Here is a 26377-nt window from a genome sequence, read left to right as displayed (position 1 = left end):
TTACCTTTTAAAAAATAAGTGTGCCTTTCGGCGATATGGCGTGCTTTACAGATTTTTTAACAGTAAAGGAAATGCTCACTACGAAGGGTATCAACGATAACTCTTGAAGGGACTTGCCTTACTAACTGCTGTAATGGTCTGTACGTCAAACCGTTGAGGGCATTAACTCATTTTACGCATGTGGATGCAACTACTATTTTCTTTTTTGTGGATAACCCCCTTAAGGGAACGGCCCTTTTACAGGGCCGTTCATAAGTAAAATTGAAAAATAGTTCAATCCATCAGTTGCTTACTTAATCTTGGGTCTGCCTGAATCAGGCGCATTAACTTCAATTCGGTATTGGAAGGCTTTACGCGTTTAGACTCCCATTCATGAATCGTCGCGACCGTCACGCCCATCACCCGGGCAAAATCATCTGTTTTTAAACCTGTCCCTCGTCGTAGCTGTTCAAATTCGGTGAAAGGGTTGGTTTTTTGCGTCAGAGTAACCGTCTGCGATACATCTTTAAAAACAATCTGCTCCAGACTGCTCAGCAGTTCAAACATAGGATCTTTGTATTCCATTGAGAACTCCTACAAATCACACAGCGGGATCGTGAATTTCATCGAAGCTCATTAAGAGTAGTCGGAAAAAATGAAGCCGGATTTTAGGTTTGTGTGATGGATTCGTTTCAGCGGATCGTAGTCGACAATCTTTTGCAGGCTAACGAACTGATAAAGGTCGGGATCTGCGAACGATCGATCCCAATTGTAAAGATGACTAAAATATGACGTCGTGTGGTAAATGGCGCATTGTTTAGCAAAACGATGGGTGGCGGGAGCGGTTATTTTCCCCCACAAGATTACGCGGAAAGGGTATCTTGCGGGGCTGACCTGGACTATCCTTGTCAACGTCAGGCACGCGGGTGTCGTTGTGCGCATTTTTGGGTGAAAGGAGTATTAAAATGGCGACAGGTAAGTCCTGCTCTCGCTGGTTTGCGCCTGTTTTGGCGCTCTTAATGGTAGTTGGCCTGAGTGGGTGTTTTGATAAAGAAGGCGATCAACGCAAAGCGTTTATCGATTTTCTGCAGAATACTGCAATGCGTAGCGGAGAGCGTTTACCAACGCTGACCGCCGATCAGAAAAAACAGTTTGGCCCGTTTGTGTCCGATTACGCGATTCTGTATGGCTATTCGCAGCAGGTTAATCAGGCAATGGACTCCGGTCTGCGCCCGGTGGTTGATAGCGTAAATGCGATTCGTGTTCCTCAGGATTATGTGACTCAGCGCGAACCGCTGCGTCAGGCAAATGGTGCGCTGGGCGTGTTAGGGCAACAGTTGCAGAATGCGAAACTGCAGGCAGATGCTGCGCATGGCGCGCTGAAGCAGGGCGAGGATCTGAAGCCGGTCTTTGACCAGGTCTACAATAAAGTCGTCACTGTACCTTCAGAGGCGCTACAGCCGCTGATCCCTGCCGCGCAAATCTTCACGCAGCAGTTAGTGCAGGTCGGTGATTTTGTGGCACAGCAGGATACGCAGGTGAGCTTTGTCGCTAACGGTATCCAGTTCCCAACTTCACAGCAGGCAAGTCAGTACAACACGCTGATTGGCCCGTTGGCCTCTCAGCATCAGGCATTTAATCAGGCCTGGACTGCTGCGGTGAATGCCGCTCAGTAATGAAGGCGATGTAATACATAAAAGGCCGGGTAAGCGTAAGCGCTACCCGGCCTTTTGTTTATGGCGCGACCTGCGGGTTCACGCAATTCTTCTCAACGCGTCCTTGCAGCGCATCGATTAAGTTATCCACCGCACAGGCCGCCATGTTATAGCGCGTTTCATGCGTCGCTGAACCTATGTGCGGTACGGCTACCACGTTTGGCAACGCCAATAACGGTGAGTCTGCTGGTAATGGCTCCTGCTCAAACACATCCAGGCCTGCGGCATGAATTTCCCCGCTTTGCAGGGCGGCAATCAGCGCTTTTTCATCGACCACTGGCCCACGCCCGGCGTTAATGAAAATGGCGGAGGACTTCATTTTGGCAAACTGTTCGGTACTAAACAGATGATGCGTTTCTGCGGTTAACGGCAGGATCAGGCAGACAAAATCGGACTCCTGCAACAGCGTATCGAGGTCGCAGTAACGCGCGTTGAAGCGTTCTTCCGCCTCCTGGTGATGACGGCGCGCGTTATAAAGAATCGGCATGCTAAAACCAAAATGCGCGCGTTGCGCCAGCGCCAGACCAATACGGCCCATGCCGACAATCCCCAGCGTTTTGTGGTGTACATCCGTACCAAACCAGTCCGGCCCGATACTTTTGGTCCACTCGCCAATTTTCACCCGTTCAGCAACTTCTACCACGCGGCGAGCGGTGCTTAACACCAGCGCCATTACCGTATCGGCGACAGTTTCCGTCAGCACGGTTGGCGTGTGCATCAACAGCACCTTGCGCGCGTTGAGGGCATCGACGTCGAAGTTGTCATAGCCTACGGAAATCGTGGATGTCGCACGTAGCCTGGGCATTCTCTCCAGTAGGGCGGTATTGACGGCTTCACTGGAACCCAGCAGACCTTCCGCGTTGGCAAAAGCCTCTGCGTGCTGTGCGACCGTTTCCGGGCGCAGGTTAGGCACATGAGTCACAGTAAAATGCTCTTCCAGGCGATGCAGTAAATCGTCAGGTAACGCTTTATAGAGAATAATGGACGGCTTCATGCGAATCTCCGTAAGTTAAAATTTAAGCGTGGCGTGCGCCAATAGGTAATTGCTGATTATTAGCAGGCTTAACAATTAAAGTTAGCCATACTGAGACAAAAAGCGCTACCCCCATAAATATGTACGAGGCGGATGGGCTGCCGGTTGCGCCATTGAGGTAGCCGACAAACCATGAACCAAAGAATGAGCCTAGCGCGCCCATGCTGTTAATCAGCGCCATTGCACCCCCGGCGACGTTGCGCGGCAGCATTTCCGGGATGATGGCGAAGAAGGGGCCATATGGGGCGTACATTGCCGCACCCGCAATAACTAACAGCGTGTAAGAAATCCAGAAGTGGTCTGCACCCACGGCCCAGGAGCCGATAAAAGCGAAAGCGGCTATCAATAACAGCGGCCAGACAAACAGTTTACGGTTTTGCAGCTTATCGGAGGCCCAGGAGACGAGGATCATCGCCGCCGTCGCCGCCAGATAAGGTACGGATGACAGCCAGCCAACCTCTACCATGCCCAGATTTGCGCCGCCGTTGCGGATAATCGACGGTAGCCACAGGACAAAACCATAGACGCCAATACTCCAGGCGAAATACTGCATGCACAGCAGGATGACGTTACGTGAGCGGAAGGCCTCGCTATAGTTACGCACGGCTTTGATGCCTTGCTGCTCTTTTTCCAGTTGCGCCTGAAGGGCGGCTTTTTCAGATTCTGACAGCCAGCCGACCTGAGACGGTTTGTCTTTTACCAATACCCACCAGCAGAACGCCCAGATGATGGCCGGGAAGCCCTCGATGATAAACATTTCCCGCCAGCCCAGCGCCTGAATCAGATAACCGGAAACCACAGACATCCACAGGACGGTAACCGGGTTACCGAGGATCAGGAAAGTGTTAGCGCGCGAGCGCTCGGATTTCGTAAACCAGTTGCTGATATAAATCAGCATTGCGGGCATCACCGCGGCTTCAACGACGCCAAGAATAAAGCGGATGGCGGCAAGCATTGGAATATTGCTGACCATACCGGTTAACGACGCGCATGCGCCCCAGAGGATCAGACAGACAAAAATCAGTTTTCGTACGCTGCGCCGTTCTGCGTAAATCGCGCCTGGGATCTGAAAGAAGAAATAGCCGAGGAAAAACAGAGCGCCCAGCAGGGAAGAGATCCCTTTGGTAATGCCGAGGTCCTCGTTGATACCGGCGGCGGAGGCGAAGCTGAAGTTCGCACGGTCAAGGTACGCCAGGCTATACGTGATAAACACGATTGGCATAATGTACCACCAGCGTTTTGCTGCATTAGTTGAGCTATTCATAGACTGCCCTCTGGTTATGCTGATACGCCGCCTCTGTATGTAGGGTACAGAGACAGAGTTGGCCGGGAGTTTATTCCCCTAATTGTTCACGTGTGGGTAATCCTTCGCTGTCGCCCTGAACCTGAATGGCCAGTGCGCCGATTTTATTGCCGCGCGTCACCGCCTGATGCAGCGAACGGCCTTCCAGCAGGGCACTGATAACGCCCACGGCAAAGCCATCGCCTGCGCCGACCGTATCGACCACGTTGTCGACTTTTACCGGTGCAACGCAACCTTGTTCACCGCTGGCTGTTTTGTACCAGGCACCATCAGCCCCGGTTTTGATGATCACGGCCTTCACCCCGTGGCGCAGATAAAAGTCGGCGATGGCTTCAGGCGTCTGTTGGCCGGTTAAAATCATCCCCTCTTTTAATCCAGGTAAAACCCAGTCAGCCTGGAATGCCAGCTGGTTCAGTTTTTCCACCATTTCGGCTTCGTTTTTCCACAGCACCGGACGCAAATTTGGGTCGAACGAGATAGTTTTCCCCTGGGCTTTCAGCGTGCGGGCGGTGTGCGCCAGTAGTTCATAGGAGCTGGCAGAAAGCGCTGCCGCCACGCCGCTCAGGTGCAAGTGGCGCGCGCTGGCGAAATAGTCCTCGTGATAATCCTCAACGCTGAGGTGGCTGGCGGCGGACCCTTTGCGGAAATACTCCACAATGGGATCGGTTCCATTTTCGACCTTAGATTTAAGCTGAAAGCCGGTAGCGTAACGCCCGTCCTGGGTAACTCCCTGCGCATCTATCCCTTCTTTTTCCAGCGACTTAACGATAAAACGACCAAAACTGTCGTTGCCTACGCGGCTCACCCAGCCGACCTTCAGGCCCAGACGAGCAAGACCGGTCGCCACGTTGAGTTCAGCGCCTGCAACGCGCTTGATAAACTGCTCTACATCCGTGAGTTCGCCGGTTTGCGTGGCGACAAACATCGCCATCGCTTCACCAATAGTGACCGCATCCAGTGAATTTTTCATGTGTTACTCCTCGCGTAACAGCTCGACGTAGTGGCGGGTAACCGCCGTCAAATCCTGCCCTTCCAGGGGGAACTCAATACCGCGCGGAACATCGTTGGGCAGCGTTTTTAACAGCGCCAGCCAGCGTGAATCTGCTTCATCAGGCGGTATGGCACGGTAGCTATCGCGATGCGTAACTGCGGCTTTGACATGGATATATCCGACGGTTGGCGCCAGGTTCTGCGCGGCCTGTTCCGGGGAGTCGCCAACCCACAGCCAGTTGCCCATATCGAAAGCCAGAGATATCGGCAGGTTTTGCGTCTGACAGGCTTCATTGAAACGTTGCATCGGCTGCAGGCGTCCGCAGGCGGTCTGATCGTTTTCCACAACCAGCTCCATTCCGCTGTTGTCCAGCCATTCACGTAAATCGTCGAACTGTTCGGTATGGGAAAAATGACCGAGAGAGACTTTTAACCACAGCGCCTGTAGGGCCTGCGCTTCTTCGAGAAGCTGCGGAAGTCGGGGATTCAGGTTCCCATCCTCAAGGAATAACGGTTCAGGCGCTGAATAACAGGCCAGCAGGCCGAAGAGTTCGATTGCAGAGGCCATTGTGGACAGCGTTTTCAGCTCGGCGTCGGTTAATAACTCGCGGCGGATTTCGACGCCGTCAGCACCGGCTTCGGCAATGATGGGCAACATTGCCGTTTGCCCGCCTGCGGCCCGCACCTGGTCGTAGCCGTAGGCGGCGGTAACCACCATAATTTTTCTTTTCATGGAAACTCCAGACTAGCATTCTTTTTATAACGCTAGATGGAACCGGTTCCAAAGAAAAGCTCATGATGTCGAATTTATGATCACCATCACGAAGGAAATTTAACGGGCGGTTGAGCCGCGCACGATCAGCTCGCCGGAGAATACCTGTTCCTGAATGGCAGCAGAGCCGCCATCAATTCGGCGTACAACCTGCTCAACGGCGGTGTAGCCAATCTGCCATGTGGGTTGTTTCAGCGTTGTGATACCGACGCCCGCCAGCTCCGCCCATTCCAGTTCGTCAAAACCGAGCAGGCCGATATCGCTGCCCCAGTTAAGGCCAATGCGCTTCAGGGCGCGGGCAACCTGCAGCGTGAGAGCGCCGTTGGCAGAGATAACGGCTTTGCGCATCCCCCGATGCTGCTGGTGAAACTGGCGCAGCGTGTCATCCAGTTGCGTATTGTCCGTTAGCGGGACTTCGGCATTTTGCGCGATAACGCCGGGGTACTGTGCGAGCGTGGCGCGAAAAGCGCTCAGGCGTTCGCGGCGGGTATTCACCATGCCCAGCGGTTCGCTGAGGAACAGGATGGCTTCAAAACCTTGCTCGACCAGATGTTCAGTGGCAACCGTTGCCGCCTGGGTGTTATCCAGCCCGACCATATCACAGGCAAAATCGGGAATTTTACGGTCAATCAGAACCATCGGCAGCGCAGACTGTTGCAGGCGGTTCAGCCCCTCTTCGCGCATTCCAACGGCGTTGACCACAATCCCTTCGACCTGGTAGCTGCGCAGCAGGTCGAGATAATGCAGCTCCTGATCCACTTCGTTGTTGGTGTTACACACCAGCGGGGTAAAGCCCTTATCGCGACAGGCGGCTTCAATACCGCTTAACACGTTGACGGAGTAGGGATTAGTAATATCGGCGATGATCAGGCCAATCAGGCGGGTACGACCGTGTTTCAGGCCTCTTGCCATCAGGCTGGGACGGTAGTCGAGATCGGCAATGGCTTGTTCAATGCGGGCCAGTAGCGCGTCGGAAAGCAGGTGCTTTTCACCGTTGAGGTAGCGTGAAATGCTGGTCTTGCCGGTTTTTGCGGCTTTCGCCACATCGCTGATGGTTGCCCGTGTTGATTTGCTCATCGCTGATTTCCCTAAATTTGGTGACAACACCTTAACGCGAAAATCAACGATGGCAAGTGCTTCATGCCGGATAAGACGCTGCCATTATCCGGCACAAAACGTTACTGGAGCGGGCTTAAGGTGATCTCTACGCGGCGGTTTTGTGCTTTACCTTCCGCCGTGCTGTTACTGGCGATCGGGTTTGCCGGGCCCATACCCTGAGTGCGGATACGGTTAGCGGCGACGCCTTGAGTGATTAAGGCGCTGGCCACAGAGTCCGCGCGCTGCTGCGACAGGCGCATATTTAGATCCTGACTGCCGGTGCTGTCGGTGAAGCCGAGCACGTTGACGGCGGTTTTATTGTACTCTTTCAGTACCATTGCCACGCCGGTCAGGGTGTTGGCACCCGCAGGTTTCAGGTTGCTGCTGTTGCTGTCGAAGGTGACGTTATTTGGCATATTCAGGATGATGTTATCGCCACTGCGCGTCACGCTGACGCCCGTTCCCTGCATTTTGTCGCGCAGTTTTGCTTCCTGCACGTCCATGTAATAGCCGACACCGCCGCCAACGGCCGCGCCAGCCGCCGCACCAATCAGAGCGCCTTTGCCGCGATCTTTCTTCGAGGAAGAGAGTGCGCCAATACCCGCGCCGACCAGAGAGCCAATACCCGCGCCAATGCCGGATTTACCCGCTTCGCGTTCTCCGGTGTAAGGGTTTGTTGTGCAGCCAGAAACCGCCAGGGCGCCGCTCACGATGGCAGCAATAACAAAAACACGTTTCTTCATCTTAATTCCTTAATGACTTTTTCTTCTTTGCCACAGCGACCGTGGCGGTTGATTATGACGTGTGAACATGAAGAAAATTCCAGGGAAGACTCTGAAATTTGTAAGTAACATTGAACGGCATAATAAATAAGCCGTCACATCGCATTCAGGAGCGCCATCTTGGCTAATTCACCCGCACATTACTCGGTGTTAACCGCCGCCCACTGGGGACCTATTCTCGTCGAAACCGATGGCGAGACGGTTTTCTCCTCTCGCGGCGTGCTGCCCACCGCCCATCCCAACTCTTTGCAAACCGTGGTGCGCGACCAGGTACACAGTAAAACGCGGGTACGTTTTCCCATGGTGCGTAAAGGCTTTCTCGCCTCGCCGGAGGATCCGCAGGGTGTGCGCGGGCAGGATGAATTTGTTCGTGTCAGTTGGGACGACGCGCTGAATCTTATCCATACGCAGCATAAACGCATCCGTGACAGCTACGGCCCGGCCTCGATTTTTGCCGGTTCCTACGGCTGGCGTTCCAACGGCGTGTTACACAAAGCAGCGACCCTGCTACAGCGTTATATGGCGCTGGCGGGTGGTTATACCGGGCATCTGGGGGATTACTCGACGGGTGCTGCGCAGGCCATCATGCCGTACGTGGTGGGCGGTAACGAAGTTTACCAGCAGCAGACCAGTTGGCCGGTGGTGCTGGAGAACAGCGAAGTGGTGGTGTTATGGAGCGCCAATCCGCTGAATACCCTGAAAATTGCCTGGAACGCCTCCGACGAGCAGGGCCTCGCTTACTTTGAGGCACTGCGTGGCAGCGGGAAGCGGTTGATCTGTATCGATCCGATGCGATCGGAAAGCGTCGATTTCTTTGGCGAGAAGATGGAATGGATCGCTCCGCATATGGGGACCGACGTGGCGCTGATGCTGGGTATCGCGCATACGCTGGTGGAAAACGGCTGGCACGACGCGGACTTTCTCGCTCGGTGTACGACCGGATATGACCGTTTTGCCGACTATCTGCTGGGCAAATCTGACGATGTTGCAAAAACGGCAGAATGGGCCGCTGAAATTTGTGGTGTTCCGGCGGCGAAAATACGTGAACTTGCGGCGATATTTCACCAAAACACCACCATGCTGATGGCGGGGTGGGGTATGCAACGCCAGCAGTATGGCGAGCAGAAACACTGGATGATTGTCACGCTGGCTGCCATGCTCGGGCAAATCGGGACGCCTGGCGGCGGCTTTGGGCTGTCGTACCATTTTGCCAACGGCGGCAACCCAACGCGCCGCGCTGCGGTGCTGGCTTCAATGCAGGGCAGCGTTAAAAACGGCACCGACGCGGTGGATAAAATCCCGGTGGCGCGAATTGTTGAAGCGCTGGAGAACCCGGGTGGTTTTTATCAGCACAACGGTATGGACCGCCATTTCCCGGACATCCGTATGCTGTGGTGGGCGGGCGGCGCTAACTTCACCCATCATCAGGACACCAACCGTCTGATTCGCGCCTGGCAAAAACCGGAGCTGGTGGTTATCTCAGAGTGTTTCTGGACAGCCGCAGCGAAGCATGCCGATATCGTGCTGCCGGCGACGACGTCTTTTGAGCGTAATGATTTGACCATGACCGGCGATTACAGCAACCAGCATCTGGTGCCGATGAAGCAGGTTGTATCGCCGCAGGATGAAGCGCGAAATGATTTTGATGTCTTTGCCGAGCTGAGTGAACGCTGGGAGAAGGGCGGGTATGAGCGATTTACCGAAGGCAAAAGCGAGCTGGAATGGCTGGAGACTTTTTACAACATTGCCGGGCAGCGTGGGGCTAGCCAGCAGGTGACGTTGCCGCCATTCACCGAGTTTTGGCAGCGGAATGCGCTGATCGAAATGCCAGAAAACGCCGCCAGCGCGGAGTTTATCCGTTTCGCGGATTTTCGCCGCAACCCACAGGCGCATCCGCTGAAAACGGACAGCGGTAAAATTGAAATCTACTCCGCGAGGATTGCCAGTTACGGTTACGCGGACTGTGCGGGGCATCCGATGTGGCTGGAGCCGGATGAGTGGTTCGGTAACGCCGAGCCGGGCCAGTTACAGCTGCTTTCCGCCCATCCGGCGCACCGTTTGCACAGTCAGCTAAATTACAGCGCGTTGCGCGAACAGTATGCGGTAGCGGATCGTGAGCCCGTCACGATTCATCCGCAGGATGCCAAAGCGCGCGGTATTGCGGATGGCGACACGGTCAGGGTGTGGAACCAGCGTGGGCACGTTCTGGCGGGAGCGGTCGTGACGACGGGAATTAAACCCGGTGTCATCTGTATTCATGAGGGCGCCTGGCCTGATTTGGATCTCGCCGCCAACGGTATTTGTAAAAATGGCGCCGTCAACGTGCTGACCAAAGATCTCCCCAGCTCGAAGCTGGGGAATGGCTGTGCGGGCAACACTGCGCTGGCGTGGCTCGAAAAATACAGCGGACCAACGTTGACGCTTACGGCGTTTGATCCGCCTGCCAGCCCATAATCCACGTGGGATGGTGAGTCTCTTCCTGCCATGCGCCATCTTCAATGCGAAAACCCAGCGCATGGTAGAAGTTCACCGCTGATTGATTCTTCTGGTAGACCTCGAGGCTGAGTAACGAAAAGCGCTGCTGTACATGCTGCACCAGCGCTTTGCCGATCCCGCTTCTGATGGCGGCAGGCGCGACGAACAGCGCGCCGAGAAAGCGGTCGTCAATGACGCTGGCAAAGCCTTTGAGCACCCCTTCTTCTTCCCATACCCAGGTTTGTGCGGCTGGCAGGTAAACATCCCGCACGATGGATTCACTTTCGCGCCAGTAGCGTTCTTCGATAAACGGATGGGCATGGATCGTGCTTTCCATCCACAGCGCCAGAATCGACGGTAGATCGTCAGCCTTTGATTCACGAATCATGTTGTTCTCCCGGGTAACAGATACAGCTGGTGACATGGTCGTTGACCAGGCCGCATGCCTGCATAAAGGAGTAACAAATGGTGGTGCCGACAAACTTAAATCCGCGTTTTTTTAACGCTTTAGACAGAGCATCTGACGCAGGTGTAGAGGTGGGAATATCGCTCAGGTTGGCGGCGCGGGTCAGTTGCGGTTGGTTATCAACAAACGACCAGACGAACTCGCTAAACGATTCTCCGTTTTGCGCCATGGTCAGAAAGGCGCGAGCGTTGCCGATAATGGCCTGAATTTTTCCTCTATGGCGAATAATGCCGGCATCCAGTACCAGTCTTTCCACATCCTCTTCGGTCATGGCCGCCACTTTTTCCGGGTCAAAATGGTGGAAGGCGTGGCGATAATTTTCCCGTTTCTTAAGCACAGTGATCCACGATAAACCGGCCTGTTGGCCTTCCAGACAGATCATTTCGAACAGCTTGTTGCCATCTGTTTCGGGGACGCCCCATTCCTTGTCGTGGTAGGCAATGTAAAGTGGGTCCTGGCTGACCCATCCGCAACGCTGCATATTCTTCCTCGCTGTTTTTACTGGCGTAAAAATTTCATTCGGCCCGCCTTGACGCGCCAGCTAAAAAGACAATATTTAATACAGGGCCTGATGGGCCCGATATCCTTCACACAATGACAATAATATCGCCGAATTCGGCTCTTTTCTGGAGTCGCGTTGATGATTATAAGAAACAGTAGTGGTCGCCAAAGGTTAACTCTGGCGAGCGTCGTAGTTTGTGCGCTGTTCATCAATACAGCATATGGCTGGCAACAAGAATATATCGTTGATGCGATGTCAGGGCATACGGCTGAACGTTATACATGGGACAGCGATCACCAACCACGTTATAACGACATTCTGGAAGAACGTATTCGCTCCACTCAAAACGTGGCGGGTCCCGTGGTGAATCTGGCGGATGAAACGCCTATGGATGCGACCAGCGGCATGAGTATGGGCTGGAACTTTCCGCTTTCAAGGCAGGTGATGACTGGTCCGGTGGCCGCGCTGCATTATGACGGTTCGACCACGTCTACTTACAACGAATTTGGCGATAGCGTGACGTCGGTAACGCAGAACGATCCGCTGTGGCATGCCAGCGTCAGCACGTTAGGCTGGCGAGTCAATTCTCAGTTCGGTGATGTGCGACCGTGGGCGCAAATCAGCTATAACCAGCAGTTTGGCGAGAATATCTGGAAAGCGCAGTCGGGCCTCAGTCGCATGACGGCGGCGGGTCAAGACGGTAACTGGCTGGATGTTACCGTTGGCGCAGATATGCTGTTGAACCGGCACATGGCGGCTTACGCGGCGCTTTCGCAGGCGGAAAATAGCACCAATAACAGCGACTATATGTACACCATGGGAGTGAGTGCCAAATTTTAACGCAAACAATCATCATATAAACATCTCTGTTACATATTGAGATCAACAATCACACGCCCCTCAGCGATAGCGTGTACTAACTCTTACGATAAAATTCAGTAACCCGACTTTTTGTCTCGTCATTCATTCCGCATTCCAGGCATTTCATTCCGTCCTGGTGGCATTTCATGCCGTTTTCTCCTGGCCATAAAAGCGCTTCGGTATGGTTGTTGGCAGAGAATTTCCCATTTTGCTTATGCAGGAAGACTGCCATGAAAACTTCTGATTATCAGCGCACTCGCTGGCTAACACTGATCGGCACGATTATTACCCAATTTGCTTTAGGTTCTGTTTATACCTGGAGCCTGTTTAATGGCGCGCTCTCTTCTAAGCTCGATGCGCCGGTCAGTCAGGTGGCATTTTCTTTTGGCTTGCTGAGCCTCGGGCTGGCGATTTCCTCTTCCGTTGCCGGCAAGCTGCAGGAACGTTTTGGCGTGAAACGCGTCACCATGGCCTCCGGTATTTTACTCGGCGTCGGTTTCTTCTTAACCGCCCATTCCAACAGCCTGATTATGCTGTGGCTGAGCGCCGGTGTGCTGGTTGGTCTGGCGGATGGTGCAGGTTACCTGTTAACGCTTTCCAACTGCGTAAAATGGTTCCCTGAGCGTAAAGGGCTGATTTCCGCCTTTGCCATCGGTTCTTATGGCCTTGGCAGCCTCGGTTTTAAATTTATCGACAGTCAACTGCTGAGCACCGTGGGCCTGGAAAAAACCTTCATGATTTGGGGCGCGATCGTACTGGTGATGATCGTCTTTGGCTCCACGCTGATGAAAGATGCGCCGAATCAGGAAGTGAAAGCGAAGAATGGCGTAGTTGAGAACGACTACACCCTGGCGCAGTCCATGCGCAAACCGCAGTACTGGATGCTGGCAGTCATGTTCCTGACGGCGTGTATGAGCGGTCTGTACGTCATTGGCGTGGCGAAAGATATCGCACAAAGCCTGGCGCATATGGATGTGGCGACGGCGGCGAATGCGGTTACCGTCATTTCTATCGCGAACCTGTCGGGTCGTCTGGTGCTGGGGATTCTGTCCGATAAAATCTCCCGTATTCGCGTGATCACCATTGGTCAGGTCGTTTCGCTGGTCGGTATGGCTGCACTGTTGTTCGCGCCGCTGAATGACGTAACCTTCTTTATGGCCATTGCCTGTGTCGCATTTAACTTTGGCGGCACCATCACCGTATTCCCGTCACTGGTCAGCGAGTTCTTCGGTCTGAATAACCTGGCTAAAAACTACGGTGTTATTTACCTGGGCTTCGGTATCGGTAGCATTTGCGGTTCCATTATCGCCTCGCTGTTTGGCGGGTTCTATGTGACCTTCTGCGTCATCTTTGCGCTGTTAATCATTTCGCTGGCGCTTTCTACCACTATTCGTCAGCCACAACGTAGCGTCTATACCGAGGCGCACGCCTAAATCTATTAGTAGTATGATTAATACCTGGCGCATATATTTACAAAAATTTATGCGCCATTTTCATTCTCTATAAGCACTTTTGCTCCCTCCTGTGGTCTACTTACCCGCGCCCGTAGACATTTCACCTCTGCTGTTGTCGCATTTTTCCTCTGTCAGGTCTGATTGATCGCTGCTCAGGGTTTTTTATCCCGATTTCCAGGGTTTGTTTGCATGAGATACATTAAGTCGATGACGCAGCAGAAACTCAGTTTCTTGCTGGCAATCTATATCGGTTTGTTTATGAACTGTGCTGTATTTTTCCGTCGTTTTAGCGGATATGCGCACGATTTTACCGTCTGGAAAGGACTTTCCGCGGTTGTTGAATTGGCCGGCACTGTGCTGGTGACCTTCTTTTTACTACGACTTCTCTCTTTGTTTGGCCGCCGCGCCTGGCGTGTCCTGGCAACCTGTTTGGTGCTGTGTTCTGCCGGCGCCAGTTATTATATGACCTTCCTGAACGTGGTAATTGGTTACGGTATTATCGCCTCCGTAATGACCACGGATATTGATTTATCGAAAGAAGTCGTCGGCTGGCATTTCATCGTGTGGCTGGTTTCGGTCAGTATTATTCCCTTGGTGCTGATTTGGAGTAACCGCTGCCGCTACACGTTGATGAGACAAATTCGTACACCGGGCATGAGGTGGCGTAGCGTAGCGGTGGTTTTGTTAGCTGGCCTGATGGTATGGGTACCAATTCGCCTGCTGAGCATGCAACAGAGAAGCGTGGAGCGAGAAACTGGTATCGATTTACCCAGCTATGGCGGGGTTGTGGCGAACTCTTATTTGCCGTCAAACTGGCTCTCTGCGCTGGGTTTGTACGCCTGGGCACAGGTGGATGAATCCTCAGACAACAAATCGCTGATGAACCCGGCGAAGAAATTTACCTATGTTGAGCCCAAGAACCTCGACGACACCTATGTGGTCTTTATTATCGGCGAAACCACCCGCTGGGACCATATGGGGATTTTTGGCTATGAGCGAAATACCACGCCAAGGCTCGCCCAGGAGAAAAACCTGGCCGCGTTCCGTGGATATTCCTGTGACACAGCGACCAAGCTTTCGCTGCGCTGTATGTTTGTGCGTGAAGGTGGGGCGGAAGAAAACCCGCAGCGTACCCTGAAAGAACAAAACGTCTTTTCCGTGCTCGGTCAGTTAGGGTTCAAGACAGACCTCTACGCGATGCAAAGCGAGATGTGGTTCTACAGCAATACCATGGCGGAGAACATCGCTTACCGAGAGCAGATTGGCGCAGAGCCGCGTAACCGTGGCAAGAACGTTGACGATATGCTGTTGATTACCGAAATGCAGCAGTCTCTGCAACCGAATGACGATGATGGCAAACGTCTGATTATTCTGCATACCAAAGGTTCGCATTTTAACTACACGCAGCGCTACACCCGCGACTATGCGCAGTGGAAGCCGGAGTGTGTCAATGTGGATAGCGGTTGCTCGAAAGCCGAGATGATTAACTCTTTTGATAACTCGGTAACCTATGTTGATCACTTTATTACCAAAGTGTTTGATCAACTGCGGGATAAGAAAGCGATAGTGTTCTACGCCGCCGATCACGGTGAGTCGATTAACGAGCGTGAGCACCTGCACGGTACGCCGCGTAAAATGGCTCCGCCAGAGCAGTTCCGCGTTCCTATGCTGGTGTGGATGTCAGATAAATATCTGGAAGACCCAGACCATGCGAAGGCGTTTGCACACCTGAAGCAAGAAGCTGATATGAAGGTGCCGCGTCGTCATGTGGAACTGTACGACACTATCTTGGGTTGCCTCGGTTACACCTCGCCAAATGGCGGTATTAACGAGAATAACAACTGGTGCCGTATCCCGGACGCGAAGAAGGTTACGGCTCAGTAATTGGGCTGCTGACTTTCTCGCCGATCAAATGGCATTTTGATACTAAGGGATTGACGGGGGCGCGGCTGAGCAGTAAGATGCGCCCCGCATTCGGTGATTGGCGCAGCCTGGTAGCGCACTTCGTTCGGGACGAAGGGGTCGGAGGTTCGAATCCTCTATCACCGACCAAATTCAAAACCCTGCTCAACGAGCAGGGTTTTTTGCATTAGTGGCGAGTAATCCTCTCTCTCCGACCAAAATTGACCTTCCTTTTATCTGCAAAAATTGTGCACCACTTCCCACTGACTGTTAACGATTCTGTGACATATTCCATTGCCTTTTTTTATATTTGCTTGAAACTTTTTTTGCGCTACTTATGGCTGAACTTGGCATTTTCCGCTGTGCGCTTTAGCGTTCATGGCATTAATCGCTCAGATATGCAGCATTAATTTAGAAAGTTTTAATAATTTGCATAAATGTTAATCACCAAATGTTGCGAAATATGAAGATGTTTATTCTGGCATAGTGCGCGTAGCACAAATTTCCCTGCTGAAAATGTCCTTCTGCACTTTTTTTAATCTTTGTTTGCGAATTCTCACCGTTGGTGTAAATCACGGTTACCTGTATTGACGTTTTCACATTCTGTTGACAGATTGTAGGGCATGAGGGGCATTTCATGGAGAATCCGCACTGCAACTCAGTCGCTTATGTGAACGGAATCCCTATCCTCTTAACGCCGACCCGGCCGGGTAAAAAACAAAAAAGGCCAGGCGGTGCAAACCCACTGCAAAGGGTAAAACAACAAACATCACATTTGGAGCAGAAGAATGAGTATTTCCTTGAAGAAGTCAGGGATGCTGAAGCTTGGTCTGAGCCTGGTGGCTATGACCTGCGCCGCAAGCGTACAGGCTAAAACTCTGGTTTATTGTTCAGAAGGATCTCCTGAAGGCTTTAACCCACAGCTTTTCACCTCTGGCACGACCTATGATGCCAGCTCCGTACCGATCTATAACCGCCTGGTCGAGTTCAAAACCGGTACAACTGAAGTGATCCCGGGCCTTGCTGAGAAGTGGGAAATCAGCGAAGACGGTAAAACCTATACCTTCCACCTGCGCCAGGGCGTGAAGTGGCAGGACAACAAAGATTTCAAACCGACGCGCGATTTAAACGCCGATGACGTGGTGTTCTCTTTCGATCGTCAGAAAAATGCCCAGAACCCGTACCACAAAGTCTCTGGCGGTAGCTATGAATACTTCGAAGGGATGGGTCTGCCAGATCTGATCTCCGAAGTGAAAAAAGTGGACGATAAAACCGTTCAGTTCGTGCTGACTCGCCCGGAAGCGCCTTTCCTGGCTGACCTGGCGATGGACTTCGCTTCTATTCTTTCCAAAGAATATGCAGACAACATGCTGAAAGCCGGTTCCCCGGAGAAAGTGGATCTGAACCCAATTGGGACCGGTCCGTTCCAGCTGCAGCAGTACCAGAAAGACTCCCGTATTCTGTATAAAGCATTCGAAGGTTACTGGGGCACCAAGCCACAGATTGACCGTCTGGTCTTCTCCATTACGCCTGACGCTTCCGTGCGTTACGCCAAACTGCAGAAGAACGAGTGCCAGGTGATGCCGTACCCGAACCCGGCAGATATCGCGCGCATGAAGCAGGATAAAAACATTAACCTGATGGAGCAGGCCGGTCTGAACGTTGGCTACCTCTCTTTCAACACCGAGAAGAAACCGTTTGATGACGTGAAAGTCCGTCAGGCGCTGACCTACGCGGTGAACAAAGAAGCCATCATTAAAGCGGTATATCAGGGCGCTGGCGTTGCCGCGAAAAACCTGATCCCACCGACCATGTGGGGCTATAACGACGACGTTAAAGACTACACCTACGATCCTGAAAAGGCTAAAGCGCTGCTGAAGGAAGCGGGTCAGGATAAAGGCTTCACCGTTGAGCTGTGGGCCATGCCGGTACAGCGTCCTTACAACCCGAACGCCCGCCGTATGGCGGAAATGGTTCAGGCTGACTGGGCGAAAATTGGCGTTCAGGCCAAGATTGTGACCTACGAGTGGGGCGAATATCTGAAACGCGCCAAAGCGGGTGAGCATCAGGCGGTGATGATGGGTTGGACCGGTGACAACGGGGATCCGGACAACTTCTTCGCCACCCTGTTCAGCTGTGCGGCAGCGAAAGACGGTTCCAACTACTCTCGCTGGTGCTACAAGCCGTTTGAAGATCTGATCCAGCCGGCGCGTGCGACCGACGATCACAACAAACGTATTGAACTGTACAAGCAAGCTCAGGTTGTTATGCACGATCAGGCCCCGGCTCTGATTGTTGCTCACTCCACCGTGTATGAACCAGTGCGTAAAGAAGTGAAAGGCTATGTGGTTGATCCATTAGGCAAACATCACTTCGAAAACGTCTCTGTCGAATAATTAAAAGCAAGCCAGGCAGCGCTACGGACCGTTAAGTCGGGTCACCGTAGCGCCACCTGACAGTAATGCTTTATCTCCCTCTCGCTGGAGGGGGAGATAAGATTTGTGAGCAATACAGATTCACGGTTCCAGGCCGTGCGTCATTAGAGAGAATCCGGGTTATGTTGCAGTTCATTCTCCGACGTTTGGGACTCGTCATCCCCACGTTTATCGGTATCACTCTTCTCACCTTTGCTTTCGTTCATATGATCCCCGGCGATCCGGTAATGATCATGGCGGGTGAGCGTGGAATTTCCCCTGAGCGTCATGCTCAACTGTTGGCTGAACTCGGTCTGGATAAACCGATGTGGCAGCAGTACCTCCATTACATCTGGGGGGTTATGCATGGTGATTTAGGTATCTCGCTGAAAAGCCGATTACCGGTGTGGGAAGAGTTCGTTCCTCGCTTTAAAGCAACGCTGGAACTTGGCGTCTGCGCGATGATTTTCGCCGTTGCGGTGGGTATTCCGGTGGGTGTACTTGCCGCCGTTAAGCGCGGCTCCATTTTCGATCACACTGCCGTTGGCCTGGCGCTGACGGGTTACTCCATGCCGATTTTCTGGTGGGGCATGATGCTGATCATGCTGGTTTCCGTGCAGTGGAACCTGACGCCGGTTTCCGGTCGGGTGAGCGACATGGTGTTCCTTGATGATTCCAATCCCCTGACCGGTTTCATGCTGATTGACACCGCCATTTGGGGTGAAGAGGGCAACTTTATCGATGCGCTGGCGCATATGATCCTGCCGGCAATGGTGCTTGGCACCATTCCTCTGGCGGTAATTGTGCGTATGACTCGTTCATCAATGCTGGAAGTACTGGGTGAAGATTACATTCGTACCGCACGCGCCAAAGGCCTGACCCGTATGCGCGTCATCATCATTCACGCTCTGCGTAACGCGATGCTGCCCGTTGTGACCGTTATCGGCCTGCAGGTCGGTACGTTATTGGCTGGGGCGATCCTGACCGAGACTATTTTCTCGTGGCCGGGACTGGGACGCTGGTTGATCGATGCGCTACAACGCCGTGATTATCCAGTGGTACAGGGCGGGGTACTGCTGGTCGCGACGATGATTATCCTCGTCAACCTGCTGGTAGACCTGCTGTACGGCGTGGTGAACCCGCGTATTCGGCATAGGAAGTAAGGGGCCATCATGTCACAGGTTACTGAAAATAAAGTTATTGCTGCACCGGTGCCCATGACCCCGCTGCAGGAGTTCTGGCACTATTTTAAACGCAACAAAGGTGCGGTTGTTGGGCTGGTGTACGTTGTCGTGATGATCCTGATTGCGGTCTTTGCCAACGTCCTCGCGCCGTACAACCCGGCAGAGCAGTTCCGCGATACGCTGCTGGCTCCTCCTGCGTGGCAGGAAGGCGGTACCATGGCGCATCTGTTTGGTACTGATGATGTGGGCCGCGATGTGCTGTCCCGCCTGATGTACGGTGCGCGTCTGTCTCTGTTGGTCGGCTGTCTGGTGGTGGTGCTCTCCCTGCTGATGGGCGTGATTCTCGGGCTGATTGCCGGTTACTTTGGCGGGATTGTCGATAACGTCATCATGCGTGTGGTCGACATCATGCTGGCACTGCCGAGCCTGTTACTGGCGCTGGTGCTGGTGGCGGTATTTGGGCCCTCGATTGGCAACGCCGCGCTGGCGCTGACGTTCGTGGCATTGCCGCACTATGTGCGTCTGACGCGCGCCGCCGTCCTGGTGGAGGTTAACCGCGACTACGTTACCGCATCCCGCGTGGCCGGAGCCGGTGCGATGCGCCAGATGTTCGTCAATATTCTTCCTAACTGTCTTGCGCCGCTGATTGTTCAGGCGTCGCTTGGCTTCTCTAACGCCATTCTCGATATGGCTGCCCTCGGCTTCCTGGGGATGGGCGCACAGCCGCCTACGCCGGAATGGGGCACCATGCTCTCTGACGTGTTGCAATTTGCCCAAAGCGCCTGGTGGGTCGTGACCTTCCCGGGGCTGGCAATCCTGCTGACGGTGCTGGCATTTAACCTGATGGGTGACGGTCTGCGTGACGCGCTCGATCCCAAACTGAAGCAGTAAGAGGTTCGAGATGGCGTTATTAAATGTAGATAAATTATCGGTGCACTTCGGCGATATGGGTTCCGAATTCCGTGCCGTAGACCGCATTAGTTACAGCGTGAACCAAGGGGAAGTGGTTGGCATTGTAGGGGAGTCCGGCTCTGGTAAGTCCGTCAGCTCGCTGGCGATCATGGGATTGATTGACTACCCAGGCCGCGTTATGGCCGAAAATCTGGAGTTTAATGGTCGTGACCTGAAGCGCATCTCTGAGAAAGAGCGTCGCCAGTTAGTGGGCGCGGAAGTGGCGATGATCTTCCAGGACCCGATGACCAGCCTTAACCCGTGCTACACCGTCGGCTACCAGATTATGGAAGCCATTAAGGTGCACCAGGGCGGCAACAAAAAAACGCGTATTCAGCGGGCGATTGACCTGTTGACGCTGGTGGGGATCCCCGATCCGGCCTCGCGTCTGGATGTCTATCCGCACCAGTTGTCTGGTGGGATGAGCCAGCGCGTGATGATCGCGATGGCGATTGCCTGTCGTCCAAAGCTGTTGATTGCCGACGAACCGACAACGGCGCTGGATGTGACCATTCAGGCGCAGATCATCGAGCTACTGCTGGAATTGCAGCAAAAAGAGAACATGGCGCTGGTCTTAATCACGCACGACCTGGCGCTGGTGGCCGAAGCGGCGCACAAGATCATTGTGATGTACGCCGGGCAGGTAGTGGAAACCGGGGCCGCGCAGGATATTTTCCGCGCGCCGCGTCATCCGTATACCCAGGCGTTGCTGCGCGCGTTGCCGGAGTTCGCTCAGGATAAAGCGCGTTTGGCTTCGTTGCCGGGCGTGGTGCCTGGTAAATATGACCGCCCGACCGGTTGTTTACTGAACCCGCGCTGCCCCTATGCGACTGACAAATGCCGCGCTGAAGAACCTGAACTGAACCTGCTGGAAGGCGGTCGTCAGTCGAAATGCCATTACCCACTTGATGATGCCGGGAGGCCTGGGCTATGAGTACGCAAAAGGCCGCTTTGCCACAGCCGCTGTTGCAGGCAATTGACCTGAAAAAACACTACCCGGTGAAGAAGGGGATGTTCGCCCCGGAACGCCTGGTGAAAGCGCTGGACGGCGTCTCCTTTACGCTGGAACGCGGCAAAACGCTGGCGGTGGTAGGCGAGTCGGGCTGTGGGAAATCCACCCTTGGTCGCCTGCTGACGATGATTGAAGTCCCGACCGGCGGCGAGCTGTATTACCAGGGGCAGGATCTGCTTAAGCACGACCCGCAGGCGCAGAAGCTGCGCCGGCAGAAAATCCAGATTGTGTTCCAGAACCCTTACGGTTCCCTGAACCCGCGCAAGAAAGTAGGGCAGATTCTGGAAGAACCGCTGCTGATCAACTCCACGCTAAGCAAAGAGGAGCGTCGTGAAAAAGCGCTGGCGATGATGGCGAAAGTGGGGCTGAAAACCGAGCACTACGACCGCTATCCGCACATGTTCTCCGGCGGTCAGCGTCAGCGTATTGCCATCGCTCGCGGGCTGATGCTTGATCCAGACGTGGTGATTGCCGACGAACCGGTCTCGGCGCTGGACGTTTCTGTTCGTGCGCAGGTGCTGAACCTGATGATGGACTTGCAGCAGGAACTGGGGCTGTCATACGTCTTTATCTCGCATGACCTGTCGGTGGTAGAGCACATTGCCGATGAGGTGATGGTGATGTATTTAGGCCGTTGCGTGGAAAAAGGAACGAAGGATCAGATCTTCAATAATCCGCGTCATCCGTATACGCAGGCGCTGCTCTCCGCGACGCCACGCCTGAACCCGGACGATCGCCGCGAGCGTATCAAGCTGACCGGTGAGCTGCCAAGCCCGCTGAATCCACCGCCGGGCTGTGCGTTCAATGCCCGCTGCCGTCGGCGTTTTGGTCCGTGTACCCAGCTTCAGCCGCAGTTGAAGGATTACGGTGGACAACTCGTGGCCTGTTTCGCTGTTGACCAGGATGAAAATCCACAGCAATAAACGTGGGTTATGACCTGATAACCGGAGCCTTGTGCTCCGGTTTTTTTATATTTTGTTTTTACGTCCACAATGTGAGTCCTCTGGCAGAACATTATTCCACAGCGTCTAAAATGTAGTCAGATTTCCTCTCGTCACAGAAATATCTATTTCGCAGTTGCTAACTGTCAGGAGCAAATGTGGTCACGATACGCTGGGATATTAAAACAATTGATCGTCTGTCGATGGTTGAGGATGTCCTGAAGGAATTTTCCTGCTGCGATATCAATATCATCTCTATGAAAGTCACGCCTGGACGGATCCTGATTAAATCCTGGTGCCGTCAGTTACAGGATATTTCCTGCGTGCAATCCTGTTTAGGCCGGCGCGCCGATATTATTAACGTCGCTTACCTGTGTGAAGAGATAAGCGAACTGTCAACGCCTGAGCCGGAACGCCCGCGCTATTTCTCTGACATTATTTGTAGCAGCCAGAGCATGCACTCGCTTATCGAAAAGGCGATAAAAATTGCCGACAGCAAATATACCGTTTTGATCCGCGGCGATACGGGTACTGGCAAAGAACTGCTTGCCCGGGCTATCCATAATTCCGGGCAGCGACGTTTTTATCCGTTTATTCCGGTCAACTGCTCTGCGCTACCTGAGTCGTTGATGGAGAGTGAATTCTTTGGCTATGAGAAAGGGGCTTTTAGCGGTGCAGATTGTAAAGGCAAAAAAGGGCTGTTTGAAATGGCCGATAAAGGCACCCTTTTTCTCGATGAATTTGGTGAAATGTCGCTGAGCTTACAGGCTAAATTACTGCGCGTACTTCAGGATGGCGGGATCCGTCGCGTTGGCGGGGCGCAAATTATTCCGGTCAATGTGCGCATTATTGTGGCAACCAACGCCAATCTGGAAGAGATGGTGGAACAACGTCTGCTGCGCGCCGATCTCTATTACCGCATCAATGTACTTTCACTGACCATTCCGCCCCTGCGGGAGCGCCCGCAGGATATCAGCCTATTGATTCGCCACTTTGTGCAGAAATACGCGAAGGAATTCCAGCGACGGATCATTCTGGATAAAGCCTGCTTTGATGCCCTGCATCATCACACCTGGCCGGGAAACGTTCGCGAACTGGAAAATACCATCATTCGCCTGATGCTGATGGCGGAATCCGATGTCATTACGCGGGAAGAATTAGGGATGGTGAATTTGCCTGCTGTTGAGCTGACGCCGACAGAGCGTCCTTTTAAAGAACAGGTTTTGTGTGCTGAACGCCAGCTTATTGAACAGATGGTGGAAGAGAATGTGTCGTCGCGGCATATCGCTAAAGCGCTGGGGGTGTCACATACCACGGTACTGAATAAAATTCGCAGCTATCAACTGGAGAGTGTGAGTTAAGCGCCGTCAGTGACTGACGGCGCTGTAAACGGATTAGTCAATCAGCTTCAATAATGGCGACAGGCACAGCAGGATCCCGTACAACAGGATTAGCCAGGTTTTCAGCCCGCGTAGTTTTTCCAGTTGCGTTACTTTATAGATCAGGAAAAACGGAATAATACAGGACACAATCCCGTAAAGTGGGCTGCCCAACTGGAAGAACACCAGTACCGATACACGAAATGACACCCAGATCACCAGGGTGATAACAATAAAGGTGCAAATACCCAGCGTAAGCACCAGGGGATTAATTTTCTCCACATCAATAACGCGGCTCAGAACATTAAGAATAATACCCTTAATCGCCTCGTGGAACCCCAGATAAATACCAAAGAATGCGGTTAATACGGCGAAGATATTTAGCACCGTTGAGGTGATATGAATAATTTGCCCAGGAATGACTTGCGCTGCCAGCGCCAGTGCGGAAATATTTTGTTCGAAGGCCGAAACGGCCTCTTCATGACTAATAGAAAAGGTAAAAGAGAATGAGAAAAACAGAATGACCGCAATCAGCGTAATGTAACTGATGCGATGTGTGCGTATTGCCATGCGGGTGGCGAGAACCCGGTCCGCTACCCGCTTGCGGTAGGCGATGTTCATTGGGTTCAACACCTGAATAAACACCGCCGAGAAGAAGCAGAACGGGATGGTCAGCAGCACGTCGCGAAAAAAGACCGATGCTTCAGGGAATGCGCTGATATTAGCGAAGTTCCAGTGCGGAACCATCGCAAAACCAAACACGATGATGATCCCCACTTTGACTACCACCATCGGGCCGGAGATTTTAAACAGCAGCTTTTCTCCTCCGGAAGCAATGGCCACCAGCACGGCAAAAATGGCCACTTTATAGATTATCGATTGTGAAAGATCGGCATCGGTTAAACCGAAGGTTTTGATATATGAGGCACTGTCAAAAACCACGGATAAGGAATAGATAAATATGCCGTGAATAATCATCAAAAAATAGATGACGCCAAGAAATACACCCCAGTTTTTTCCCAGGTAATGACTGATAATATCGGTATAGTCATTACAAGTTTCACTTTCTGATAATGTTTTTAAATAAATATCCTGCACAATATAGGTTGCTGGATAGGCAATAATAAAGGCGACGATAAATACCCAAATGCCTGTTAAGCCTATTTGTACCGGCATCAGTACCGTTCCAGCACCAATTGCCATACCGATACACAGTAATACCCAGCCAAAGTCGTATTTCGTAAACGGTATTTTCTTTGAGAATGGTACGGTGGTTGCTGTATTGTTGCTTAGTTGTAATGTGTCGTCCTGCATAGAACCCCCTGCCCAAAATACGCGCACTCCCCGAAACAGGATTGCGCGTATTACCAGACTGTTGTGCCTTGATTCTCAACAACCTGAACCGATCGGCGTCGGTTCAGGTCATAATGGTCAGAATGTTGCCTTTCTGATGGCGTGTTCAAGGTCGTTAATAATATCTTCTGGATCTTCAAGACCTACAGAAAGACGGATAAGCCCGTCGGTAATACCTGCTTTAAGCCGTTCCTCTGGCGCAACGGGCGAATGTGTCATAGACGCTGGGTGCTGAATGAGGGTTTCGGTATCACCGAGACTGACCGCGAGGAGGCACAATTCTACAGAATTGATCATCCGTCTGCCAGCCTCGAGGCCGCCAGCGATTTCGAGCTGATAATTCCTCCTGGCAGGCTCATCTGTCGCTGGCCCAGCTCATACTGCGGGTGTGAAGACAAGCCAGGATAATAAACGCGGGTAATGGATGGATGCCCCTCGAGGAAGCGGGCGATTTTCAATGCGTTTTCACAGTGGCGTTCCATACGTATACCCAGTGTTTTAACGCCGCGTAGCGTCAGCCACGCGTTGAAAGGGCTCATGCAGCCGCCGGTGATATCTTTCAGACCAACAAACCGCGCCTGGTCAATAAACTCCTGCTTACCAACAATGATGCCGCCAATCACGTCTCCGTGACCGTTGATATATTTAGTGACGCTGTGTACCACAATATCCGCGCCTAGCTGTAAAGGCTGCTGGCAGTACGGTGACATAAAGGTGTTATCCACCACCAGCAATGCGCCTTGTTGATGGGCGATACCGGCTACTGTTTCAATGTCGACCAGCGACAGCGTCGGGTTAGCGGGCGTTTCGATATACACTACTTTGGTTTCCGGGCGCATGGCGGCGCGGATTTCTTCAGGCTTTGCCGCATCGACGAAGCTGACGTTAATCCCAAACTTCGGCATGCTGTGCGACAAAAACGCGTGGGTGCAGCCGTAAATCGCGCTGGCGGAAACGATATGGTCGCCCTGCTGGCACAACGTCAGCAGCGTGGTGGTGATGGCAGAAATACCGGATGCGGTTGCCAGCCCGGCTTCACCTCTTTCCAGTACCGCCAGCTTTTTCTCCAGCGCATCGGTGGTGGGGTTACCCAAACGGGTGTAAATGTACCCGGACTCCTCGAGCGCAAAGCGGGCGGCACCTTGTTCGGCGCTGTCAAAAACAAACGTTGAAGTCTGGAAAATAGGCGTACTGAGCGCGCCAGTAGAAGGGTCGGGTTGTTGCCCCGCGTGAACGATCTGGGTGTTGAATCCGTAAGTACGACAGTCAGACATGATATCTCCTTTGATTCGGAACAGAACAGCTCACAGTCAAATAGCAATCGCTGTGCCAGAAAATGAAGGTATAGATATCAATGAGATATGTCTTTTTCTGTATTGAAGAGCGGCAGGAATGTTGCCAACTGGCAAGAATCTTTCCAGCGTAATGGTGAGAAAACAGGTGAAATGCGAGGCGCTACGCAGAGCCGTATATTGCGCAGTGATATGGCAAGTAGGCTACCGTAGAATCAGCGGCAAGCCGGGAATTCCCGGTGAGGCGCAATGTTGCGGGGGCTTGATCCCCGGCGGCATCGGTTGCTGGAAAGAGAAAACCCCCGCACGTTGTTCGGTATAAACCTGGCAACAAAACGGGGGCTAACTTGAACCTGAACAACTCAAGAATAGCCGTGAACAGTTGCCATTGCAACACAGGCGGCTATATGACGCTCGCACAGTTAGGCGTGGCCTTCTGGCACGATTTAGCGGCTCCGATCATCGCTGGCATTATTGCCAGCCTGATTGTGAGCTGGCTGCGTAACAGGAAGTAATGCA

General features: G+C 52.9%; 23 protein-coding genes, 1 tRNA gene and 1 pseudogene. 14 read left to right on the top strand and 11 right to left on the bottom strand.

Annotated elements, in window-relative coordinates:
* Positions 1 to 273: 273 nt before the first annotated feature.
* Positions 274 to 564, bottom strand: coding sequence for an HTH-type transcriptional regulator (locus B9P82_RS12860; RefSeq protein WP_016154916.1), 291 nt, complete (start codon positions 562 to 564; stop codon positions 274 to 276).
* Between the two features lie 380 nt (positions 565 to 944).
* Between B9P82_RS12860 and B9P82_RS12855 the strand changes: the two genes are divergently transcribed.
* Positions 945 to 1655 (top strand): DUF3053 domain-containing protein, encoded by a 711-nt coding sequence (locus B9P82_RS12855; RefSeq protein ID WP_016154915.1) that lies wholly within the window; start codon positions 945 to 947, stop codon positions 1653 to 1655.
* A gap of 58 nt (positions 1656 to 1713) precedes the next feature.
* On the opposite strand, the gene ghrB is transcribed toward B9P82_RS12855, so the two are convergent.
* The 6 genes from ghrB to B9P82_RS12825 all read right to left on the bottom strand — a co-directional run bounded on the left by ghrB (position 1714) and on the right by B9P82_RS12825 (position 7633).
* Positions 1714 to 2688 carry a glyoxylate/hydroxypyruvate reductase GhrB gene (gene ghrB / locus B9P82_RS12850; RefSeq protein ID WP_016154914.1) on the bottom strand — a complete coding sequence of 325 codons (975 nt, stop codon included), beginning with the start codon at positions 2686 to 2688 and terminating at the stop codon, positions 1714 to 1716.
* A gap of 22 nt (positions 2689 to 2710) precedes the next feature.
* Positions 2711 to 3991: an MFS transporter gene (locus B9P82_RS12845; RefSeq protein ID WP_003827389.1), complete on the bottom strand. Its 1281-nt coding sequence runs from the start codon at positions 3989 to 3991 to the stop codon at positions 2711 to 2713.
* A gap of 70 nt (positions 3992 to 4061) precedes the next feature.
* The gene (locus B9P82_RS12840) at positions 4062 to 5000 is read right to left on the bottom strand and encodes a sugar kinase (RefSeq protein ID WP_101700427.1); all 939 of its coding nucleotides are present in this window, start codon (positions 4998 to 5000) and stop codon (positions 4062 to 4064) included.
* Positions 5001 to 5003: 3 nt separating this feature from the next.
* On the bottom strand, positions 5004 to 5753 hold the full coding sequence (locus B9P82_RS12835) for a sugar phosphate isomerase/epimerase family protein (protein ID WP_101700426.1): 750 nt from the start codon (positions 5751 to 5753) through the stop codon (positions 5004 to 5006).
* A gap of 99 nt (positions 5754 to 5852) precedes the next feature.
* Entirely contained in the window at positions 5853 to 6869 is a 1017-nt protein-coding gene (locus tag B9P82_RS12830) for a LacI family DNA-binding transcriptional regulator (RefSeq protein WP_005133828.1), read from the bottom strand.
* Between the two features lie 101 nt (positions 6870 to 6970).
* The gene (locus B9P82_RS12825) at positions 6971 to 7633 is read right to left on the bottom strand and encodes an OmpA family lipoprotein (protein WP_016157720.1); all 663 of its coding nucleotides are present in this window, start codon (positions 7631 to 7633) and stop codon (positions 6971 to 6973) included.
* Positions 7634 to 7792: 159 nt separating this feature from the next.
* Here B9P82_RS12825 and B9P82_RS12820 point away from each other — a divergent pair, with 159 nt between their 5' ends.
* Positions 7793 to 10126: a molybdopterin guanine dinucleotide-containing S/N-oxide reductase gene (locus tag B9P82_RS12820; protein WP_101700425.1), complete on the top strand. Its 2334-nt coding sequence runs from the start codon at positions 7793 to 7795 to the stop codon at positions 10124 to 10126.
* Here the strand turns inward: B9P82_RS12820 and B9P82_RS12815 are convergent.
* Positions 10095 to 10535, bottom strand: a complete 441-nt coding sequence (locus B9P82_RS12815; RefSeq protein ID WP_016157718.1) for an N-acetyltransferase — start codon at positions 10533 to 10535, stop codon at positions 10095 to 10097. The two genes, B9P82_RS12820 and B9P82_RS12815, sit on opposite strands and share 32 nt — an antisense overlap.
* Positions 10525 to 11094: a DNA-3-methyladenine glycosylase I gene (gene tag, locus B9P82_RS12810; protein WP_047358205.1), complete on the bottom strand. Its 570-nt coding sequence runs from the start codon at positions 11092 to 11094 to the stop codon at positions 10525 to 10527. Before tag ends, B9P82_RS12815 begins: the two co-directional genes overlap by 11 nt.
* A 159-nt stretch (positions 11095 to 11253) precedes the next feature.
* Here tag and B9P82_RS12805 point away from each other — a divergent pair, with 159 nt between their 5' ends.
* The 11 genes from B9P82_RS12805 (at position 11254) to B9P82_RS12755 (ending at position 23195) form a co-directional block, all read left to right on the top strand.
* A complete protein-coding gene (locus B9P82_RS12805) occupies positions 11254 to 11955 on the top strand; it encodes an autotransporter outer membrane beta-barrel domain-containing protein (RefSeq protein ID WP_016154907.1) in 702 nt (233 codons plus the stop codon).
* A 251-nt stretch (positions 11956 to 12206) separates the two neighbouring features.
* On the top strand, positions 12207 to 13409 hold the full coding sequence (locus B9P82_RS12800; RefSeq protein ID WP_016154906.1) for an L-lactate MFS transporter: 1203 nt from the start codon (positions 12207 to 12209) through the stop codon (positions 13407 to 13409).
* A gap of 210 nt (positions 13410 to 13619) precedes the next feature.
* Positions 13620 to 15314, top strand: a complete 1695-nt coding sequence (gene eptB, locus B9P82_RS12795) for a kdo(2)-lipid A phosphoethanolamine 7''-transferase (RefSeq protein WP_047358204.1) — start codon at positions 13620 to 13622, stop codon at positions 15312 to 15314.
* A 91-nt stretch (positions 15315 to 15405) separates the two neighbouring features.
* Positions 15406 to 15482 (top strand) — tRNA-Pro (locus B9P82_RS12790).
* Positions 15483 to 15969: 487 nt separating this feature from the next.
* Entirely contained in the window at positions 15970 to 16206 is a 237-nt protein-coding gene (locus B9P82_RS28470; protein WP_137398959.1) for a hypothetical protein, read from the top strand.
* Positions 16121 to 17728: a dipeptide ABC transporter periplasmic-binding protein DppA gene (dppA, locus tag B9P82_RS12780; RefSeq protein WP_016154904.1), complete on the top strand. Its 1608-nt coding sequence runs from the start codon at positions 16121 to 16123 to the stop codon at positions 17726 to 17728. The genes B9P82_RS28470 and dppA overlap by 86 nt, the downstream gene beginning before the upstream one ends.
* A gap of 161 nt (positions 17729 to 17889) precedes the next feature.
* Positions 17890 to 18909 (top strand): dipeptide ABC transporter permease DppB, encoded by a 1020-nt coding sequence (gene dppB, locus B9P82_RS12775; protein ID WP_016154903.1) that lies wholly within the window; start codon positions 17890 to 17892, stop codon positions 18907 to 18909.
* A 9-nt stretch (positions 18910 to 18918) separates the two neighbouring features.
* On the top strand, positions 18919 to 19821 hold the full coding sequence (dppC, locus tag B9P82_RS12770) for a dipeptide ABC transporter permease DppC (RefSeq protein ID WP_016154902.1): 903 nt from the start codon (positions 18919 to 18921) through the stop codon (positions 19819 to 19821).
* A 10-nt stretch (positions 19822 to 19831) separates the two neighbouring features.
* Positions 19832 to 20815 (top strand): dipeptide ABC transporter ATP-binding protein, encoded by a 984-nt coding sequence (gene dppD / locus B9P82_RS12765; RefSeq protein WP_101700424.1) that lies wholly within the window; start codon positions 19832 to 19834, stop codon positions 20813 to 20815.
* Positions 20812 to 21816, top strand: coding sequence for a dipeptide ABC transporter ATP-binding subunit DppF (dppF, locus tag B9P82_RS12760; protein WP_003827418.1), 1005 nt, complete (start codon positions 20812 to 20814; stop codon positions 21814 to 21816). The genes dppD and dppF overlap by 4 nt, the downstream gene beginning before the upstream one ends.
* A gap of 176 nt (positions 21817 to 21992) precedes the next feature.
* Positions 21993 to 23195 carry a sigma-54 interaction domain-containing protein gene (locus B9P82_RS12755; protein WP_016154900.1) on the top strand — a complete coding sequence of 401 codons (1203 nt, stop codon included), beginning with the start codon at positions 21993 to 21995 and terminating at the stop codon, positions 23193 to 23195.
* A 33-nt stretch (positions 23196 to 23228) separates the two neighbouring features.
* On the opposite strand, the gene B9P82_RS12750 is transcribed toward B9P82_RS12755, so the two are convergent.
* Positions 23229 to 24527 carry an SLC5/6 family protein gene (locus B9P82_RS12750; RefSeq protein ID WP_047501356.1) on the bottom strand — a complete coding sequence of 433 codons (1299 nt, stop codon included), beginning with the start codon at positions 24525 to 24527 and terminating at the stop codon, positions 23229 to 23231.
* A gap of 117 nt (positions 24528 to 24644) precedes the next feature.
* A pseudogene (gene megL / locus B9P82_RS12745) lies at positions 24645 to 25840 on the bottom strand (methionine gamma-lyase).
* Positions 25841 to 26265: 425 nt separating this feature from the next.
* On the opposite strand from megL, the gene B9P82_RS28255 reads away from it, so the two are divergent.
* The gene (locus tag B9P82_RS28255; protein ID WP_016154898.1) at positions 26266 to 26373 is read left to right on the top strand and encodes a type I toxin-antitoxin system toxin Ldr family protein; all 108 of its coding nucleotides are present in this window, start codon (positions 26266 to 26268) and stop codon (positions 26371 to 26373) included.
* Positions 26374 to 26377 lie beyond the last annotated feature (4 nt).

Origin of the sequence: Citrobacter sp. L55 (genome assembly GCF_002850715.1) — a bacterium.
Lineage (GTDB): Bacteria > Pseudomonadota > Gammaproteobacteria > Enterobacterales > Enterobacteriaceae > Citrobacter > Citrobacter braakii.
Note: the sequence above shows the minus strand (reverse complement) of the source record. Positions and strands in the feature narration are given on the sequence as shown.

Coding starts and splice junctions, on each gene's coding strand:
- dppA (WP_016154904.1), top strand. CDS start 16,121: ATGAGTATTTCCTTGAAGAAGTCAGGGATGCTGAAGCTTGGTCTGAGC.
- B9P82_RS12750 (WP_047501356.1), bottom strand. CDS start 24,527: ATGCAGGACGACACATTACAACTAAGCAACAATACAGCAACCACCGTA.
- B9P82_RS28255 (WP_016154898.1), top strand. CDS start 26,266: ATGACGCTCGCACAGTTAGGCGTGGCCTTCTGGCACGATTTAGCGGCT.
- B9P82_RS12860 (WP_016154916.1), bottom strand. CDS start 564: ATGGAATACAAAGATCCTATGTTTGAACTGCTGAGCAGTCTGGAGCAG.
- dppC (WP_016154902.1), top strand. CDS start 18,919: ATGTCACAGGTTACTGAAAATAAAGTTATTGCTGCACCGGTGCCCATG.
- ghrB (WP_016154914.1), bottom strand. CDS start 2,688: ATGAAGCCGTCCATTATTCTCTATAAAGCGTTACCTGACGATTTACTG.
- B9P82_RS12855 (WP_016154915.1), top strand. CDS start 945: ATGGCGACAGGTAAGTCCTGCTCTCGCTGGTTTGCGCCTGTTTTGGCG.
- B9P82_RS12840 (WP_101700427.1), bottom strand. CDS start 5,000: ATGAAAAATTCACTGGATGCGGTCACTATTGGTGAAGCGATGGCGATG.
- tag (WP_047358205.1), bottom strand. CDS start 11,094: ATGCAGCGTTGCGGATGGGTCAGCCAGGACCCACTTTACATTGCCTAC.
- dppD (WP_101700424.1), top strand. CDS start 19,832: ATGGCGTTATTAAATGTAGATAAATTATCGGTGCACTTCGGCGATATG.
- B9P82_RS12800 (WP_016154906.1), top strand. CDS start 12,207: ATGAAAACTTCTGATTATCAGCGCACTCGCTGGCTAACACTGATCGGC.
- eptB (WP_047358204.1), top strand. CDS start 13,620: ATGAGATACATTAAGTCGATGACGCAGCAGAAACTCAGTTTCTTGCTG.
- B9P82_RS28470 (WP_137398959.1), top strand. CDS start 15,970: ATGGAGAATCCGCACTGCAACTCAGTCGCTTATGTGAACGGAATCCCT.
- dppF (WP_003827418.1), top strand. CDS start 20,812: ATGAGTACGCAAAAGGCCGCTTTGCCACAGCCGCTGTTGCAGGCAATT.
- B9P82_RS12815 (WP_016157718.1), bottom strand. CDS start 10,535: ATGATTCGTGAATCAAAGGCTGACGATCTACCGTCGATTCTGGCGCTG.
- dppB (WP_016154903.1), top strand. CDS start 17,890: ATGTTGCAGTTCATTCTCCGACGTTTGGGACTCGTCATCCCCACGTTT.
- B9P82_RS12825 (WP_016157720.1), bottom strand. CDS start 7,633: ATGAAGAAACGTGTTTTTGTTATTGCTGCCATCGTGAGCGGCGCCCTG.
- B9P82_RS12830 (WP_005133828.1), bottom strand. CDS start 6,869: ATGAGCAAATCAACACGGGCAACCATCAGCGATGTGGCGAAAGCCGCA.
- B9P82_RS12805 (WP_016154907.1), top strand. CDS start 11,254: ATGATTATAAGAAACAGTAGTGGTCGCCAAAGGTTAACTCTGGCGAGC.
- B9P82_RS12845 (WP_003827389.1), bottom strand. CDS start 3,991: ATGAATAGCTCAACTAATGCAGCAAAACGCTGGTGGTACATTATGCCA.
- B9P82_RS12835 (WP_101700426.1), bottom strand. CDS start 5,753: ATGAAAAGAAAAATTATGGTGGTTACCGCCGCCTACGGCTACGACCAG.